14 protein-coding genes are annotated in these 16,048 nt (G+C 72.3%); 6 read left to right on the top strand and 8 right to left on the bottom strand.

The window, feature by feature from the left end; all coding sequences use genetic code 11:
- Positions 1-81: 81 nt before the first annotated feature.
- From ACTWJ9_RS23515 to ACTWJ9_RS23500, 4 genes are all read right to left on the bottom strand, one after another.
- On the bottom strand, positions 82-3,081 hold the full coding sequence (locus ACTWJ9_RS23515; RefSeq protein WP_443294735.1) for a hypothetical protein: 3,000 nt from the start codon (positions 3,079-3,081) through the stop codon (positions 82-84).
- A gap of 2 nt (positions 3,082-3,083) precedes the next feature.
- Positions 3,084-4,949: an HSP90 family protein gene (locus ACTWJ9_RS23510; protein WP_443294734.1), complete on the bottom strand. Its 1,866-nt coding sequence runs from the start codon at positions 4,947-4,949 to the stop codon at positions 3,084-3,086.
- Between the two features lie 43 nt (positions 4,950-4,992).
- Complete coding sequence (locus ACTWJ9_RS23505) at positions 4,993-5,979, bottom strand: hypothetical protein (RefSeq protein WP_279336242.1); 987 nt, start codon at positions 5,977-5,979, stop codon at positions 4,993-4,995.
- A gap of 142 nt (positions 5,980-6,121) precedes the next feature.
- Entirely contained in the window at positions 6,122-6,577 is a 456-nt protein-coding gene (locus ACTWJ9_RS23500; protein WP_443294733.1) for a MerR family transcriptional regulator, read from the bottom strand.
- Between the two features lie 96 nt (positions 6,578-6,673).
- Between ACTWJ9_RS23500 and ACTWJ9_RS23495 the strand changes: the two genes are divergently transcribed.
- The gene (locus ACTWJ9_RS23495) at positions 6,674-7,144 is read left to right on the top strand and encodes a GNAT family N-acetyltransferase (RefSeq protein ID WP_443294732.1); all 471 of its coding nucleotides are present in this window, start codon (positions 6,674-6,676) and stop codon (positions 7,142-7,144) included.
- Positions 7,145-7,162: 18 nt separating this feature from the next.
- Positions 7,163-7,984 carry a serine hydrolase domain-containing protein gene (locus ACTWJ9_RS23490; protein ID WP_443294731.1) on the top strand — a complete coding sequence of 274 codons (822 nt, stop codon included), beginning with the start codon at positions 7,163-7,165 and terminating at the stop codon, positions 7,982-7,984.
- Between the two features lie 70 nt (positions 7,985-8,054).
- Here ACTWJ9_RS23490 and ACTWJ9_RS23485 read toward each other — a convergent pair whose 3' ends face one another.
- Positions 8,055-8,591 (bottom strand): hypothetical protein, encoded by a 537-nt coding sequence (locus ACTWJ9_RS23485; RefSeq protein WP_443294730.1) that lies wholly within the window; start codon positions 8,589-8,591, stop codon positions 8,055-8,057.
- 360 nt (positions 8,592-8,951) lie between these two features.
- Between ACTWJ9_RS23485 and ACTWJ9_RS23480 the strand changes: the two genes are divergently transcribed.
- Together ACTWJ9_RS23480 and fmdA are read left to right on the top strand one after the other, a co-directional pair.
- The gene (locus tag ACTWJ9_RS23480) at positions 8,952-9,233 is read left to right on the top strand and encodes an FmdB family zinc ribbon protein (RefSeq protein WP_443294729.1); all 282 of its coding nucleotides are present in this window, start codon (positions 8,952-8,954) and stop codon (positions 9,231-9,233) included.
- A gap of 21 nt (positions 9,234-9,254) precedes the next feature.
- Positions 9,255-10,499 (top strand): formamidase, encoded by a 1,245-nt coding sequence (gene fmdA, locus ACTWJ9_RS23475; protein WP_387037399.1) that lies wholly within the window; start codon positions 9,255-9,257, stop codon positions 10,497-10,499.
- 259 nt (positions 10,500-10,758) lie between these two features.
- Here the strand turns inward: fmdA and ACTWJ9_RS23470 are convergent, their stop codons facing one another.
- Positions 10,759-11,406, bottom strand: coding sequence for a dihydrofolate reductase family protein (locus tag ACTWJ9_RS23470; RefSeq protein WP_387037401.1), 648 nt, complete (start codon positions 11,404-11,406; stop codon positions 10,759-10,761).
- A gap of 98 nt (positions 11,407-11,504) precedes the next feature.
- On the opposite strand from ACTWJ9_RS23470, the gene ACTWJ9_RS23465 reads away from it, so the two are divergent.
- Complete coding sequence (locus ACTWJ9_RS23465; RefSeq protein WP_387037403.1) at positions 11,505-12,062, top strand: multidrug transporter; 558 nt, start codon at positions 11,505-11,507, stop codon at positions 12,060-12,062.
- 197 nt (positions 12,063-12,259) lie between these two features.
- Here ACTWJ9_RS23465 and ACTWJ9_RS23460 read toward each other — a convergent pair whose 3' ends face one another.
- Positions 12,260-14,095, bottom strand: coding sequence for a flavin-containing monooxygenase (locus ACTWJ9_RS23460; RefSeq protein WP_387037405.1), 1,836 nt, complete (start codon positions 14,093-14,095; stop codon positions 12,260-12,262).
- A gap of 183 nt (positions 14,096-14,278) precedes the next feature.
- Between ACTWJ9_RS23460 and ACTWJ9_RS23455 the strand changes: the two genes are divergently transcribed.
- Entirely contained in the window at positions 14,279-15,310 is a 1,032-nt protein-coding gene (locus tag ACTWJ9_RS23455; RefSeq protein ID WP_387037407.1) for an SMP-30/gluconolactonase/LRE family protein, read from the top strand.
- 21 nt (positions 15,311-15,331) lie between these two features.
- On the opposite strand, the gene ACTWJ9_RS23450 is transcribed toward ACTWJ9_RS23455, so the two are convergent.
- The gene (locus tag ACTWJ9_RS23450) at positions 15,332-15,928 is read right to left on the bottom strand and encodes a TetR/AcrR family transcriptional regulator (RefSeq protein ID WP_387037409.1); all 597 of its coding nucleotides are present in this window, start codon (positions 15,926-15,928) and stop codon (positions 15,332-15,334) included.
- Positions 15,929-16,048 lie beyond the last annotated feature (120 nt).

Raw genomic sequence — 16,048 nt, 5'->3', positions numbered from 1 at the left:
GTCGGATGCGGTGATCCCGGTGCCCGGGACCCCATGGGTTTCGTCAACCCGTGAGGGCCCCGGGCGGCCGGGAGCGCCGGGTCACTCCTCGTCGCGCAGCCTCGCCGCGAGGGCCGTCAGCGGCTCGGTCTCCTCGGTGTGGCCCGCCGCGGTCAGCCGGGAGACCGCCGCGTCGAGGCGGGTGAGGGCGGGGGCGGGGCGTTCCAGGTAGATGCCCTCCACGGCGGCGGCGAGGCGGACGCACTCGGCCCACTCGCCGGCCTGCTGCTGCTCCGGCCCCGGACCCGGTCCCGGTTCGCCGAGCAGGGTGAGGGCCTGCTCCAGGGCGGTCAGGGCCTCCTCGTGGGCACCGGCGTAGGCGTTGACCCTGCCGTGCTCGTAGGCCAGGGCGGTGTCCAGGGAGCGGCCGTGGGCCTCGTACCCGGCGGCGCGTGCCTCGTCGGCGACCCGGCCGGCGTCGGTGAGGAAGGCGCGGGCACCGGCCAGGCCGTCGGGTCCCTGCCGCTGGGCCTGCAGGCGGGCGAGTTCGCGCAAGACGTTGCTGAGGTGCTCGTGGCGCGGGGCCCTGGCGTGGGCGGCGAGTGCCTGGTCGGCGGCCTTGCGGGCCTGGCCGAACTCTCCGGACTCGCCGAGGAGTACGGCCGTCTCCGCGGCGATCATGGCGTGGCTTCCCGGGTCGTCGTCCCAGCCGGCCGACTCGGCCGCGAGGGCGACGAACTCCGCCGTGGCGGCCTTGAGGTCGTCCCCCGCGCGCAGCGCGCGGGCGCGGGTCAGGCGCAGCTGGGCGGCGAGCCGGTCGTCCAGCTCCCCGGCGGCGACGTCCGGTTCGGCCAGCAGGGAGTCGAGCAGCGCGATGGCGTCCTCGACGCGGCCCAGGTCGAGGCTGAGCTGGGCGGCGTTGCTGTAGGTGCAGAACGCGTCGATGCGTTTGCCGCGGCGCAGGTCCAGCTCCGCCGAGCGCGTCAGGTGCCGCAGCGCCTCCTCGGGGCGGCCCAGGTGCATGCAGACCTCGGCCAGCTCGGCGTGCAGCCGGGAGGTGTCCGTCGTGTCGGCCGGCCAGTCGGCGGCCAGCCGCAAGGCCTCGGACAGGTCCGCGTGCGCGGCCTGCGCGTCCTGGAAGCCGAGGTGGAGCCTGCCCCGCAGGGCGAGCACGCGGGGCAGGTGCCAGGCCGGACCGTGCTCCCTCAGCCGGTCGAGGAGGCCGTCGGTCTCGGTGAGCGCGGCGGGCAGGTCGCCGGCCAGGGCGTGGGCGGTGGCCCGCAGCAGCAGGGCCCTGGCGATCTGCCCGGTGATGTCGTGCCGGGTGGCGAAGGTGTGCAGCAGGTCCACCTCGGCGAGGAGCGGCGCGACGTGCTCTCCGTTCCCCGAGGTCCCCGAGTTCCCCGACGTCTGCAGGCGCAGGCCGAGCGCGGTCGCCCGCAGACGGAGCAGGCGGGCCTCCTGGTGCGGGGTGAGACCGGACGTCTCCTCGTGCAGGCGGACCAGGGAGGTGTGGGCGGTGGTCAGCGCCTCGGTCTTCCTCTCGGTCTTCGCCTCGGGGCCGTCGGCGTCCTCCGCGGGGATCTCGGCGGTGGCGAGCAGGGCGCAGGCGCGGGAGAGTGCCGCGTGCCCCGGCAGTCCGGCGTCGTCGTACAGACCCGCGGCCTCCTCGTGGAGGGCGGCGGCGTCGGCGAACTCGTCCCTGTCACCCGCCCAGTTCGCCTCGTCGGCCAGCAGGTCCGCGCGCAGCCGCAGCAGCGGACCCACGGCCGGGTCGTCGGGGTGGGCGTAGTCGCGGGCGGCGACGAGCGTGCGCAGCCGCGCCCAGCAGGCCTGTGCGTCCGGGTGCCCTTCCCCTTCCAGCGACCGTGCCTGGAGGATGAGTTCGGTCAGCGACTCGGGTACGGCGGCGGTCGTACGGGCGGTGGAAGCCGACCCGGTGACCGATGCGTCGAGCGGTGCGGCCGGGCTCACCTCGTCGAGGCTGCGGGTGCGCAGGGTCAGTTCCAGCGCGTCGAGGAGCGGGGCCCGGTCGAGGCGGGCGCTCCGGCGGTCGGTGTGGGCGCTGGTGCCGTTGCGGTCGTCGAAGCGGGCGGCGAGGTCGGCGGCGCGGCCGCGCACCTCGGCGCGCAGACCGGTCACGGTCCAGGTGCGGCCCGGGAACCCGGCGGCGGGCAGTTCGCCGTGGCCGAGGGCCTCGACGCGCTGGAGGAGGACCTCCACGCTGGTGAGGAAGTCGAGCCCGTCCTGCGGCGAGTCCACCTCGTCGAACAGGTTCCGGTTCTCGGCGAGCAGTTCCAGGCCTCGCGCCTCGTTGCCGGTCAGCGCGCAGAACTCCAGGTGCCGGCCGACCTCCCCGGCCATCGAGGGGTTGCGGCGGCAGCCGCGGTAGCCGGCGAGGTGCAGTGCGCGTGCCTCGTCGGTGCGGCCGGTGCGCAGCAGGGGCAGCAGTGCGTAGGAGGCGGAGCGGGCCGGCTCCTCCTGGCAGGACTCCTGGCCGGCCAGGACGGGCTCCCAGGCGCGCAGCGCCCGCTCGTCGTCGCCCGCCGCCAGGTGGTACAGGGCGCGGTCGCAGATCTCGCAGGCCTCGCAGTCGCTGAGCCGGGAGCGGGAGCGGCCCGCCCACAGCTCGTAGGCGAGGGCGGTGTCCTCACCGAGGTGGGCGGCCAGCCGGTAGGCCTGCCCGTAGTAGGGCTGGAGGTCCAGGCCGGCCTTCTCGTACCGGTCGCGCATCTCCGTCAGCCACTGGCGCAGACTGGCCAGCGGTATCTCGGGCAGCGCGCGCAGGGCGCCCGCGACCCACTTGAACCGCCAGAACAGCTGGTGGCGCAGGCGTTCGTCGAAGACGTCCGGCTGCTCGTCGAAGAGGGTGAGCAGCCGGGCGAAGACGACGGGCGACTTACGGGGTTCGGAGCCGTAGGTGTAGGCCTCCTGCAGTTCGAGCAGCGCGTCGATCAGCGGGACGGGCTCCGCGAACTGCTCGGCGGCGTCGACGAGTTCCTCGGCGGTGACGGTGCGGGTGCGGCCGTAGGGGCGCCGGTCGTTCTCCCGGAGCGCCTGGTACAGCTCGTCCGTGTTCTGGGGAGGGGATGTGGTCGGCATCGTCAGCTGTCCTTGCGGAGGGCGTGGGCGAGAAGGTCGAGGAAGGAGCGGTTGATGAGGCTCGACTCGGCGGGCCTGAGCGGACGCCGGGACAGCAGCGCGGCCTGCCCGTAGAGGGCTTCGGCGCTGGTCCGGGCCAGCTCGGGCTCGTCGATGGCGACGGCGGTGCGCACCAGCGGGTTGAGCTGGTTGAGGATCAGCTGGGCCCGCGGCGCCTCCTGGCGCAGGGCGCCGAGGATGTCGCCCCACAGGCCGCCCTCCTGCTCACGGGCGAGCTGGGAGCGGGTGCGCTCGTGCCGGGCCTCGCGGCTGTCGACGAGGAGGGCGGGGGCGGAGGCGGGCTGGAAGGTGCGCAGGGCCACGTCGCAGTCGAAGACGGCGAGGGCGTCGCGGGCCAGGGCGAGGTAGGCCGCGGCGGCCAGCTCCGTCTCCCGGTCGACGGGGTCGAGGTGCGCGGTGAGGGTCGCCGGGTCGAGGTCGGCGACGGTGACCTCGGGCCTGATCTCGGGCAGCCGGTGCACCAGTTCACGGTCGTAGGTGTAACCGCCGTTGACGACGCCGAGCCCGGCCGCCGAGGCGATCGCCGCGACCTGCCGGAACTCCTCCACGCTCGACGTCACCAGCACGGTGCGGTGGGTGCGCGCGAACTCGTCGAGGGTGCAGTGCCCGTCGGTGGTCTCGAACGGCAGCCAGGGCAGCAGCATCCGCAGGATCTCGTCGTCGTGCACCGCGAGCGACTTCACGGCCAGGTGATGGGCCTGGAGGAACCGGCCGAGCAGGTCCGGGTCGCTGGCGGCGGCCCGCGCGATCCACCCGCGCAGCCGTTCGGCGAGGGCGTCACGGACCGCGGTGAGGGTGTCGTCCTCGTACAGGGACTCGCGGGACGCGGTCGGGCGCAGGCTCTCGGCGTCGACGACGCAGCGGACGAAGAACGCCCACTCGGGCAGGATCTCCTCGGCCTGCTCGGACAGCAGCATGCCCTTGACGTGCACCCGGTGGCCGTGGCGCCGCCCGGCCGGCACCGCCTCGGGCAGTACGCACGCGATGCCCTTCAGGCCCACGGCCGGCAGGTCCAGCTCGATGGTGTCCAGCGGCGTGAACCCGAAGACCTCCTCGCCGTACGCGGCCAGCGCGCGGGAACGGGCGCCCGGCGTCGGGTACGTACGCGCCCAGGGCGCCGCCTCGGGGTTGACCGGCGCACCCGGACCGCCTGTGCCGCCCGTGCCGCCTGTGCCGTCGTCGAAGGTCACCGGGTGACGCAGCAGGGAACCGAAGTGCCGTGCGAGCGACTGCACTTGGGCCGGACGGGTCCACTCGCCCGCGTCGGCGCGCGGCGTCAGCGTGACGGTGGTGCCGGGCCGGGACCGGGCGGAGGCGGGCAGGGCACGGACGGTGTAGCTGCCGTCACCGCGCCCCCGCCACTCCACGGCGGGCGCGTCGGGGGTGCGGGCGGACCGGCTCAGCACATGGATCTCGTCCGCGACCAGGAAGCAGGAGAGCAGCCCGATGCCGAACTGGCCGATGAAATCGCCGCGTTGCTCGACGAGCTGATCGGCACGCTTGCTGCTGCGGCCGATCGTGGCGAGGAAGGTGTGCACGTCGGCCTCGGTGAGACCGACGCCGTCGTCCTCGACGCGTACCACCGAACCGTCGGCGTACAGGCGGATGCCGAAGGCCTCGGCGGGGGCGGCAGGTTCGAGGCCGTGCCGGGCGGTCAGCGCGTCCACCGCGTTCTGCATCAGTTCACGCAGGTAGACGCGGGGGCTGGAGTAGAGGTGATGGGAGAGGAGGTCGACGAGGCCGCGCAGATCCACCTGGAAGGTGCGGTCGGCGCCGGCCGGGCCGGTGGCGGTGTCGTGCAGAGTCATCGGGCAGTCCGGGGTGAGGAGTTCGAGAGGGGCGGGTGCGGGCTCAGGCCTGGCGCTGACGGCGGGCGAACTGCTTCTCGGGCTCCGCGAAAAAGGTCCAGGGCCAGGTGGTGTAGGCGCCGTCCAGCTCGTGGAACACACGCCGGCAGACGATGCTCTCGGAGGCGAGCGACAGGGCCATGGCGAACATGTTGAAGTCGTGCTGCCAGCCCGGACGCCGCTCGTAGTCGGGGTGCAGGATGCTGCGCCGGGCGGCCTCCGCCAACTCCTCATGGATCGCGGGCGTGTCGAGGCACTCGGACTCGTCCGACTCCACCCAGTCCTCGATGTGGGCCATGGCGACCACACAGCCGAGAGGGTGGCCGTCGGGTGCCCCGGCGAACGCCTCCCGGGCGAACGCCAGAGCCTGCCCCTGCTCGCCGCCCCAGCGGGGCTGCAACTGCGACACCCACTCGAGGTGGCTCGACAGGTCCAGCGGCTCGCGGCGCAGGGCGGCGTCCAGCCGGGTCTCGTTGACGGCGTGGCCCAGCGACATGCCTCGCCCGGAGGTGAGGAGATGGCGCCACGGCGTGACCCACTCCGGCCGCAGCTCGGCGGCCTCGAACAAGTGCTCCTCGGCGGTGCGCAGCCGCTCGTGGAAGATCCGCCACTGCTCCTGCGTGACGTCCACGGCCCGCGCGCTGGTCCGTGCCTCCCAGCCCCAACTGATGTGGCGCGCCCCGGATATCAGCAGGGCCGTCGCCCGGTGCTCCTTGTCCTCCTCGACGGCCCGGCCGATCCACTCCTCCACACCGTCCAGCTCGGCCAGTTCACCGAGGACGTGGTGGTCGCGGCCGAGGTCGAAGGGGGCCAGCGCCTCCTTCACCGCCTCCCACTCACCCGCGTCGGCCGCCTCCACCAGCGCCAGCACCCGCACGTCCCCGAGCGCGCGCAGCGTGTACATCCCGTTCTTCTTGCGCGGGACGGGAAGGGCGTACGGATCCGCCCCCGCCGGTCTCTCCCCGCCCCTGCCGAACAGCTTGCCGAACATGCCGCGCCCTCCCTGGCCCCGCGTGATCATCCGGTGCAGCATAAGCGGCCCCACCGACATCGCTTCCACGACTTTTTCACCGGCACTTCACGGGGTCGGCGGGGCGCGGGGCCGGGGGGTGCGGGGCCGTCCCCCTGGAGGGCTACTCCCGTCCGGCGTCCGCGTAGAAGCTGATCTTCCGGTCGAGTACCGCGAGGGTGCCCTGGAGTTCCGCGATCCGGGCGAGCACGTCCTCGCGGGTCGTCGTGAGCAGTTCGAGGCGGTCGCCGTAGGTGTGGTCGCCCTCCCGCACCATCTCCGCGTACCGCACCATGTCCGCGACCGGCATACCGGTCAGGCGGAGCTTGCCGACGAGGGCCAGCCAGTCGAGGTCGCGGTTGCTGTAGCGGCGCTGACCGGTGTGCGACCGGTCGATGTCCGGCATCAGGCCGATACGCTCGTACCAGCGCAGGGTGTGGGCCGACAGCCCCGTCAGGGCGACGACCTCGCTGATCGTGTACGTGTCCCGGCCGTCCGCCCGCCGCTCACCCTGCGCCGGACCGGCGCAGATCTCGGCCCTGGCCCCCGTACCCTCACCCATGGTCTCCGTCACCGTCATGCACTCCACGCTAGATCCCTGGAGTGCACTCCAGGCAACCGCGGCCGGTGAGAAACGGCGTGCCGGCGGGCGCACCGGCTGAATAGCATGGCGGGCATGACTCTCGTACGCCGCGCGGTGCCTGGGGACGCGGAGGAAGTACTGCGGCTGCGCCAGGTGATGATCGACTCGATGCCCCAGGCATCTTCTCCCTCCACGGACTGGCACGCCGACTCCCTGCCCGTACTGCGCGCCAGGCTGGCCGAGGCGGACGGCACCTTCGCGGCCTTCGTGGTGGACCACCCGGACCGGCACGGGCTGGCGGCGCTGGCGGCCGGCACGATCGACTACCGCATCGGCGGCGCGCACAACCCGCACGGCATCGACGGCTACATCTTCAGCGTCGCCACCGACCCGGACGCCCGCCGCCGGGGCCACGCGCGCGCCTGCGTGGAGGCGCTGCTGGAGTGGTTCCGCGAGCGGGGCGCCCGCCGCGTCCGCCTCACCGCGTCCGCGCAGGCCGAGCCTCTGTACGCCTCGCTGGGCTTCACGCGGAGGCCGGACCCCTTGCTGGAGCTGCGGCTGTGAGCGCTTAGGCTCGACGGCATGTCGTTGAAGAGCCTCGCGTTGATCGAGAACTGGCCGGTTCCCACCGCCGCGGCGGGTGTCGTCCGGGCGGACGGCACCGTCCTGGGCACCCACGGACCGGCCGGACACCGCTTCCCGCTCGCCTCGGTCACCAAGCCGCTCGCCGCCTACGCGGTGCTCGTGGCGTACGAGGAGGGCGCGATCGAGCTGGACGAGCCGGCCGGCCCCTCCGGCTCCACGGTCCGCCACCTCCTCGCCCACACCTCGGGCCTCGCCTTCGACGAGCACCGGGTGACCTCCGCGCCCGGCGAGCGCCGCCTGTACTCGAACGCCGGGTTCGAGCAGCTCGGGGACCACGTCACGAAGGCGACGGAGATCCCGTTCGCCGAGTACCTGCGGCAGGCGGTGCTGGAGCCGCTGGGGATGACGTCGACGTCGCTGGAGGGCTCCCCGGCGAAGGACGCCGTCTCCACGGTGGACGACCTCCTGCGCTTCGCCGCCGAGATCCAGACCCCGCGCCTCCTCGACCCGCGCACCGTCGCCGAGGCGATGACCGTCCAGTACCCGGGCACCAAGGGCGTCCTGCCGGGCTACGGCCACCAGAACCCCAACGACTGGGGCCTCGGCTTCGAGATCCGCGACGCCAAGTCCCCGCACTGGACGGGCGCTTCGTCCTCGCCGGGCACCTTCGGCCACTTCGGCCAGTCGGGCACGTTCCTGTGGACCGACCCGGCCGCGGGGGTGGCCTGCGCCGCCCTCACCGACCGCGCCTTCGGCCCCTGGGCCGTCGAGGCCTGGCCGCCCTTCACGGACGCGGTGCTGTCGGAACTGCGCGGCTGAGAACCCCGCAGCGACCGCCGCGACACGACGGCGTGGTCCCGCCGCCCCGTACGACGGGACCCGCCACCACCTACCTCGACGCCGCGGCGCCACGATCCGCCCGGCGCAGCTCACCGGCCACCAGGACGGCGTACGCGGCGCCGACGAAGAGCACGCCTGGGACCGCGAGCATGGTGCGCCGATCGGCCTCCAGGACGACCTGGTACTGCTCGCGGGAGAGCTCGACCGTGCCCCGTGCGTACGGCGTGGTGTCCAAGGCGAAGTACCGCCCGTCCTTCACCTCGGCGGACTGCAGGTTCCCTTCCTGCCCCTCGCCGAAGAACGTCACCATCACCCCTGACAGAGCCAGTACCGCAAGCCCCATCTGCACCCAGCCGGGAAGGCACCGGAAGGCCTGCCAGGCCAAGGACTTGTCCACGCGCGCCAGGAAGAGGCGCGCCATGGCAGACACGACGATCGGCACGAACAGCACGGCGATCAGCGCCGGCAGCCACCCCACCTCGGCCAACGGCAGCACTCCCGGCAACAAGGTGAGCCCGGCCGGCACCAGCAGAACAGCACCCAGCCCGGCCGCGACACCGCCGTGCACCTTGAACGACCACCCCATGATCCGCACCCTGCCACAGCCACCGCTCCCGGCCGCCACCAGGCCCCGGCCGCGACCGCCACAGCACCCGTCGCAGCAGGTGCGCGAACTCTTTTCCGCTGAGGAAGACCCTCGCATTCCCCACCCGGGACAAGGGCCCCATTCGATCCCGTGAACCGGATCCACCGGGTTCCTCCGCAGCGCGATCCCCATCCGCGCGCCGTCATACCCAACGGAGTAGCCCCACACCTGTTCGTTCAGCCACATCACCGAACGGTCATTATGCTCAAACCACCACGAATTGCTTCAGCGGCAGTGGGAAAATTCGGCCAGCGCCATCACACCCCCGGTCCGCCCCGAATGTGACGCGGAGGTTCTCACATGGCGAGGTACGACTACGCGTGCGGGCAGTGCGGTGTGTTCGAGGTCATCCGCCCGATCGACGCCCCGGTACATGAGCCGACGTGCGCCACATGCGGCGGAGCGGCGACGCGTGTGTACGCCCCGCCCGCCATCACCTCGCCCCGCTCCGCCCTGCGACGGGCGCGCGACGCCGCCGAGGCCAGCGCGCACGAGCCGACGGTGCTGCACCGCATGCCCGCACCACCCCGTCGTCATGCTCATCCGCCGAACCCACTGCACGCACGCCTCCCGAGGCCGTGACCCACAGGCAAGGAGCGACAGATGCCCGAAGTACTCTTCAGCGTCGACCAGTCCCGGTCGTTCTACGACCAGGCAGTCCCGCCGCACAACCGCTGGCACCCCGACATCCCGCCGGTGGCGACCGTTCGGCCCGGCGCCGAGTTCCGCCTCGAATGCCGGGAGTGGTTCGACGGGACGGTTCACAACGACGACTCCGCCAACGACATCCGCGACCTCGATATCTCGATGGTCCATCCTCTGAGCGGACCGATCGCCGTCGAGGGCGCGCAGCCCGGTGACCTGCTGGTGGTCGACATCCTCGACATCGGCCCCGTCCCGCAGGAGACCGGGCCGGTCGCCGGCCAGGGCTGGGGCTACACGGGCATCTTCGCCAAGGCCAACGGCGGCGGTTTCCTCACCGATCACTTCCCGGACGCGTACAAGGCGATCTGGGACTTCCACGGGCAGACCGCGACCTCCCGTCACCTGCCCGGCGTGCGCTTCACCGGCATCACCCACCCGGGCATCATCGGCACCGCCCCGTCGCACGACCTGCTCGGCCGGTGGAACGCCCGGGAGGCCGAGCTCATCGCGACCGATCCCCACCGAGTGCCTCCGCTCGCGTTGCCGCCGGAGTCGCAAAGGGCGATCCTCGGCACGCTGGAAGGCGACGCGTTCGAGCGCGCCGCACGGGAGGCCGCGCGAACCGCGCCGCCACGCGAGAACGGCGGCAACCAGGACATCAAGAACCTCACCCGTGGCGCCCGGATCTTCCTGCCGGTGTATGTCGAGGGTGGCAAGCTGTCCGTCGGTGACCTGCACTTCAGCCAGGGCGACGGCGAGATCACCTTCTGCGGCGCGATCGAGATGGGCGGCTACCTCGATCTCGGCGTCGACCTCATCAAGGGCGGCATGCAGACCTACGGGGTGACGACGAACCCCGTGTTCTTCCCCGGCAACGTCGAGCCGCGCTACAGCGAGTTCCTCACCTTCGTCGGCATCTCCGTCGACGAGGACGGCCGCCAGCACTATCTCGACTCACAGGTCGCCTATCGGCGGGCCTGCCTGAACGCGATCGAGTACCTGACCAAGTTCGGCTACTCACCCGAGCAGGCCTACCTGCTTCTCGGAGCGGCCCCGATCGAAGGCCGCTTCAGCGGCGTGGTCGACATCCCCAACTCCTGCGCCACGCTCTATCTGCCCACCGCCATCTTCGACTTCGACATCCGCCCGTCCGGCGACGGGCCACAGCGCGCCGATCGGGGAAGCTGCGCCCGCACGAGCTAGCCGGGCTTTCCGGGCACCCGGCATCCGAGGGGTACCCGAAGCGGCGGAACCCAGCTGCTTCGGGTGCCCCCTGGTGGACAGCCGACGAGCGACGTTCTCTCAGCGAAACGATCCGCGCGAAGCGGCATGAACCACTGCATGCGCGAGCAGGCCGGACGGACGCCCATACCTTCGCCCCTCGTGCGGAGCGTTCGGACCCTGGCGGCGGCCATGCCGCGGGTGCCGGTGACGGAACCCGCGCCGACCGGCTGGTCCGGCCTCACTTCCGCCAGAACAGGTGGTGCGTCACGCCGCTCGGGCTGGGCACGACGTCCTGGTGGAACCGGTCGAGCAGCTCATCGGGGGACTCCCACAGCCGGGTCCCGGAGCCGAGCTTCGTCGGCACGACCGCCACATGCAGGGTGTCGACGAGGTCGGCCTCGAGGAACTGCCGGATGACCGTGGCCCCGCCGCCGAGCCGGACGTCCTGGCCCTGCGCCGCCTCCTTCGCCTGGGCGAGCACCGCGGCCGGGTCACCGTCGACGAAGTGGAACGTGGTGTCGGAGAGCATGAACGACGGACGCTTGTGGTGCGTCATGACGAACACCGGCGTGTGGAACGGGGGCTCGTCGCCCCACCACCCCCGCCACTCGTGGTCCTGCCAGGGCCCGCGCTGCGGCCCGAACTTGTTGCGGCCCATGATCTCGGCGCCGATGTTGCGGGCGTAGTCCCGCGTGATGTAGTCGTCCAGACCTCGGCTGCCACCGGGTTCGGAGCGGTTGACGGGTGGATGGTCGGTGGCAATGGCCCAGGCGAACATGTCCCCCGGATCGGCATGGCCGAACGGCTTCTCGAGGCTCTGGCCCTCACCGGCGCCGAACCCGTCGCTCGAGACGGTGAAGTTCTGGACCCGCAGCAACTGGCTCACGTCGCTCCTCCTGCTTCACGCTTTCTGATCACTTGACGAACGTTGAGCCGCCAGGATCGTCGATCGTCCGGCCGGGTGCGTACGCCATCCTGGAGGACATGACGTCCATGACCCGCTCCCGGGCGGCGCTCACGACCCGGCTGCGCACCCTGGCCACACTGGAACTGGTGAACACGGCCCTGATCGGTTGGGTCGTGTTCGTGTCCCTCGACGCCCCGGCCACCGCGGCGAACACAGCCGGGTACGTACTGGTGACCGGGCATCTGGTCGTGGGTGCCGGATACTGGGCGGTGAAACTACGTCAACTACGTGACGCGCGGCCCCGGCCGCCGCTGATCGCTGTGTTCCGTCGGCTGCGTCCTCTGTGTGCGGCGGGTCTGGCCGTCGGACTCGTGGTGATCGCCACCTCCGTAGCAGGACAGCCCGGAGCGGCATGGATACCGGGCCTGGTCCTGTACCTGCTGGCTCTGGCCGAGTACGTCAACTACTTCCACTGGCAGCTGATGCACGACACCCGGGCGGACTGGCGCAGGCTGCTGCGCAGCCGGCGTCTGCGCAGATCACACCTGTCCGAGGACTTGCGGGTCCACTCTGTGACACGTGTCCGGCGACAGCACCGCACCTCCGGCGCACGTGGGGCGAGAACCAGGCATTGAGTGTGCTGCGCGTAACCGCCGCGCTCACGGCCGATACCGAGGCACTGCTCGAGCCCTCCGACGGTCTGTTGGACGGCCTCCTTTGGGTTTGCTGCAGGGCTGAGCACAGAACCAAAGTTTTCTTTGAGTTGCGTGACCACCGGGAGCCCGGATGTCGGCGCCGGAATCCGCGCCGGGCGTCCCTCTCCGGAGTCGGTCTACCGGTCCTTGGTCGGTGTCCTCGGCTGGAGGACCTCGGTCATGGAGTCCTCGCGCCAGCGCTTCAGGAGCCGGTGGAAGGCGTGGGCGCCGTGGGGGTAGGCGGTGGGGCCGTTGGGGCGGCCGCGGCCTTCGCGGTTGTAGTAGCCGGGGGTGCACTCGGCGTGGAACCACTCGTGGTCGGGGGCGTCCTCCGCCAGGGCGGCGAGCCAGGCGTCCTCGGCCTCGCGCGACGGTTCGACGAGGGCGCCCTCGGCCTCGGCCGCCGCGACGAGGGCGGCGGCGTGGACGGCCTGCTCGTCCAGGACGTGGGTGAAGTTGACGCTGCTGGCGTTCTGCAGCGAACCCATCTGGATCAGGTTCGGGAAGCCGTTGCTGGTGAAGCCGTGCAGGGTGCGCGGGCCCCGGCTCGCCCAGGCGTGCAGGAGCTGGGTGCCGCCCCGGCCGTGGACGGGGAGCTTGCCGGAGAGGACGCCGGAGGTGCCGACGGAGAAGCCCGTGGCGAAGATCAGGCAGTCGAGTTCGTAGGTGGTGCCGCCCACGACGACGCCGTGCTCGGTGACGCGCTCGATGCCGTGGGTGTCCGCGGTGTCGACCAGGGTGACGTTGTCACGGTTGAAGGCGTCGTAGTACTGGTCGGAGAAGGTCGGGCGCTTGCAGGCGTACCGGTACCAGGGCTTGAGCCTCTCCGCCGTGTCCGGATCGGTGACGGTCCGCTCGACGCGGGCCCGGAGTTCGTTCATCTTGGCGGCGTCGGCGGCCTCGTAGGCGGCTTCGAACGCCTCCCGGTCCCCCTGGCGGCGGAAGCTCGGCAGGAGCTTCTCCAGGAGGCCGGCCGACTCGGTCCAGCGGTCCGCCACCAGGTCCTGGTCGGCCGGTTCACCGGAGACGATGCGGAGGTAGTTCTCCCGGCGCTCGTGCGCCCAGCCCTCGCGGTCGGCGCCGACGTCCCGGGCGGTGGTGCGGCGGTTGGCGCGCACGTCCACCGTGGAGGGGGTGCGCTGGAAGACGTGGACGTGTCCGGCGTCCTGGGCCAGCATCGGGATGACCTGGATGCCGGTGGCGCCGGTGCCGACGACGCCCACCCGCTTGTCCGCGAGGCCGGTCATGCCGCCGTCCGGGGTGCCTCCGGTGTAGGCGTAGTCCCACCGTGAGGTGTGGAAGGTGTGCCCCTTGAAGTCCTCGATGCCGGGTATCCCGGGGAGCTTCGGCGTGGACAGGGTGCCGGTGGCGGTGACGACGTACGTGGCCCGGAACGCGTCGCCGCGGTCGGTGGCCACGACCCACGTCCCGGTGGCCTCGTCCAAGGTCAGCGCGGTGACCGAGGTGGAGAACAGGGCGTCCTCGTAGAGGTCGAACCGCCGGGCGACGCGCACCGCGTGGCGGCGGATCTCCTCGCCCGGGGCGTACTTCCACTCCGGCACGTATCCGGTCTCGTCGAGCATCGGCAGGTACACGTGCGACTCGATGTCGCAGTGGATGCCCGGGTAGCGGTTCCAGTACCAGGTGCCCCCGAAGTCACCGCCCGTCTCGACGATCCGGACGGACCCCACACCCCGCTGCCGCAGCCGCGCCCCGGCGAGGATGCCGCCGAACCCGCCGCCGACCACGGCGACGTCGACGGTGTCGTGCAGCGGCTCACGATCGGCCGCCTCCGCCTCCGCCACGTACGGGTCGGCGGCGTAGTAGCCGAACTCGGCGTCGGTGGCCTGGTACTGGGCGACCCCGTCCGGCCGCACGCGCCGCTCGCGTTCGGCCCGGTAACGCTGCCGCAGAGCCTCCAACTCCTCGCGGGACGGGGCTTGGTGGGACGCCGTGTGAGGGATCGTCGTCATGTGGGGGGACCTGCCTCAATCCTGTCGATCGGGCCGCACCGACCTGAGTGGTCGTCGGCTCCGCTACCGTAACAACAACCGGACAGGACTGTCCGGTTGGGATTCGGACGTGCCGTGGCGCGTTCCGGACTCCTGACCACCGGCACCCCCACACCTCCAGCCGACAGAAAGCAGCGATCCTCCATGCGACGACTTCCCCTCCGCTCCCTCACCGTGCTCGCCGCCGTCGGCTCCCTCGCTCTCACCGGATGCGGTACGCAGCCGGGCGACGCCGTCGACCGGTCGGCCGCAGGCGCCTCCGGCGCGGGACGGACGATCCGGGCGCAGCAGGTGATGCAGCTGACGGAGGTGCACGAACAGACCGGGATGACCCTGCTGGAGGGGCCGGTCTTCGGCCAGGACGGCGGCCTGTTCGTCGTCGACGTCACCGCGCCCGAGGGCGAGCCCAAGGTGCTGCGCGTCGACGTCCGCAAGAAGACGAAGCGCGCGGTGCACACCGACGGGCGCGGGGCGTACACCTCGGCGCAGTTCAGCCCGTACGACGGACGGCTCTACCTGACCGACTTCGCGCACGGCGAGATCGTGAGCCTGCACCCGGACGGCGGCGACGTGCGGACCTTCTTCTCCGGCGAGGTCGACGGGGCGCGCATGAACCCCGACGACCTCGCCTTCGACCAGGACGGCCACCTGTACGTCAGCGACTCGCGCGGACTGCGGGAGGGCGAGGCGCTCGGCCGGGTGGTGCGCGTCGACCGCGACGGCGAGAAGGCCACCGTCCTGGCCGACGGCCTGGCCGCGACGAACGGGATCTCGTTCGACGCGGAGTACCGCGGGCTGTGGTTCAGCGAGTTGACGGAGAACCGGATCTCGTACCTCGCCGTGAACGCCGACGGCGGGGTCGCTTCCCGGCACACCGCCATCCGGGTCGACGGCGGGATCGCGCAGACCGACTCGATCGCCGTGGACGCGGACGGCAACCTCTACCAGGGACTGCACGGCCGGCCCGCGATGGCCGTGTACGACCGGCACGGTGAGCGTCTGGCGACGGTCGAGGTGCCCGCCCGTGCCGCCGCCGCGGGTCTGGAGTCGGCGACGAACGTGGCGATCACCCCCGGCGGGACCAAGGCGTACATGACCGTCAGCGGGCCCGCCGGCGGATACCTGTACACCTTCGACGCGCTGGCGGAGGGCACCCGCCAGTCCAACGGCGGCTGACCGCGCCCGACTCCTCCGCGCTCACCCCTCGAAGGGCCGCACCGGCCCCACCTCGACGCCGAGGAGCCGCCAGGCCGCGAGCGCCCTGCGCTCCCGCTCCTCGCGGGAGGGGCCGGTGACGGCACCGGAGACCATGGCGACGGCGATCCCGAGGTCGTTCGCGGCGCTCAGCCGATGGCCGCCGCCCGGCAGGTGGGCGCGCAGGGCGCGTTCGACCCGCCGGGACAGGCCCAGGGCATGCGCGCGGACACCGGAGCCGCCGGCCACCTCGTCGGCGTGCAGGAGGCCGATGAACGCCGCCGACTCCGTCAGATGCCAGGTCAGCACACCGAGCACGTCGGCGAAGGTCGCGCCCTCGGCGTCGGCCGCCTGCTCGACCTGCCGGACGTTCTCCTCCAGCACCGCGGTCGTCACGGCGGCCCGGTCGGGAAAGTGCCGGTACAGGACGCCCTGCCCGACCCCGGCCCGCCGCGCGATCGCGGACAGCGGGGCGTCCAGGCCGTGCTCGGCGTAGATCTCCCGGGCTGCGGTGATCAGCGCGGCACGGTTGCGGGCGGCGGCCTTGGGCCCGTCGTTCGCGGGCCGCCGCCGCTGGTCCGGCACGGGATGCTGCGTCATCCGGGCAGAGTACGACACCACCCGCCCGACCCCGCCGGTCCAGGCGCAGGCTCGACATCACAGGGGCCGCCGGAAGACATCGGCGCGATTCCGCGAGGCCCACTGTGACAGTGATCTCGT

This window comes from Streptomyces sp. GDS52 (assembly GCF_052246875.1).
GTDB classification, from domain to species: domain Bacteria; phylum Actinomycetota; class Actinomycetes; order Streptomycetales; family Streptomycetaceae; genus Streptomyces; species Streptomyces cathayae.
This window is presented reverse-complemented; position numbering and strand designations above follow the sequence as displayed.

What these genes read in the sequence shown, in the direction of transcription:
- ACTWJ9_RS23465 (WP_387037403.1), top strand. Translation starts at nt 11,505, where the DNA reads ATGACGTCCATGACCCGCTCCCGGGCGGCGCTCACGACCCGGCTGCGC.
- ACTWJ9_RS23455 (WP_387037407.1), top strand. Translation starts at nt 14,279, where the DNA reads ATGCGACGACTTCCCCTCCGCTCCCTCACCGTGCTCGCCGCCGTCGGC.
- ACTWJ9_RS23460 (WP_387037405.1), bottom strand. Translation starts at nt 14,095, where the DNA reads ATGACGACGATCCCTCACACGGCGTCCCACCAAGCCCCGTCCCGCGAG.
- ACTWJ9_RS23480 (WP_443294729.1), top strand. Translation starts at nt 8,952, where the DNA reads ATGGCGAGGTACGACTACGCGTGCGGGCAGTGCGGTGTGTTCGAGGTC.
- ACTWJ9_RS23510 (WP_443294734.1), bottom strand. Translation starts at nt 4,949, where the DNA reads ATGACTCTGCACGACACCGCCACCGGCCCGGCCGGCGCCGACCGCACC.
- ACTWJ9_RS23450 (WP_387037409.1), bottom strand. Translation starts at nt 15,928, where the DNA reads ATGACGCAGCATCCCGTGCCGGACCAGCGGCGGCGGCCCGCGAACGAC.
- ACTWJ9_RS23500 (WP_443294733.1), bottom strand. Translation starts at nt 6,577, where the DNA reads ATGACGGTGACGGAGACCATGGGTGAGGGTACGGGGGCCAGGGCCGAG.
- ACTWJ9_RS23485 (WP_443294730.1), bottom strand. Translation starts at nt 8,591, where the DNA reads ATGGGGTGGTCGTTCAAGGTGCACGGCGGTGTCGCGGCCGGGCTGGGT.
- ACTWJ9_RS23505 (WP_279336242.1), bottom strand. Translation starts at nt 5,979, where the DNA reads ATGTTCGGCAAGCTGTTCGGCAGGGGCGGGGAGAGACCGGCGGGGGCG.
- fmdA (WP_387037399.1), top strand. Translation starts at nt 9,255, where the DNA reads ATGCCCGAAGTACTCTTCAGCGTCGACCAGTCCCGGTCGTTCTACGAC.
- ACTWJ9_RS23495 (WP_443294732.1), top strand. Translation starts at nt 6,674, where the DNA reads ATGACTCTCGTACGCCGCGCGGTGCCTGGGGACGCGGAGGAAGTACTG.
- ACTWJ9_RS23490 (WP_443294731.1), top strand. Translation starts at nt 7,163, where the DNA reads ATGTCGTTGAAGAGCCTCGCGTTGATCGAGAACTGGCCGGTTCCCACC.
- ACTWJ9_RS23515 (WP_443294735.1), bottom strand. Translation starts at nt 3,081, where the DNA reads ATGCCGACCACATCCCCTCCCCAGAACACGGACGAGCTGTACCAGGCG.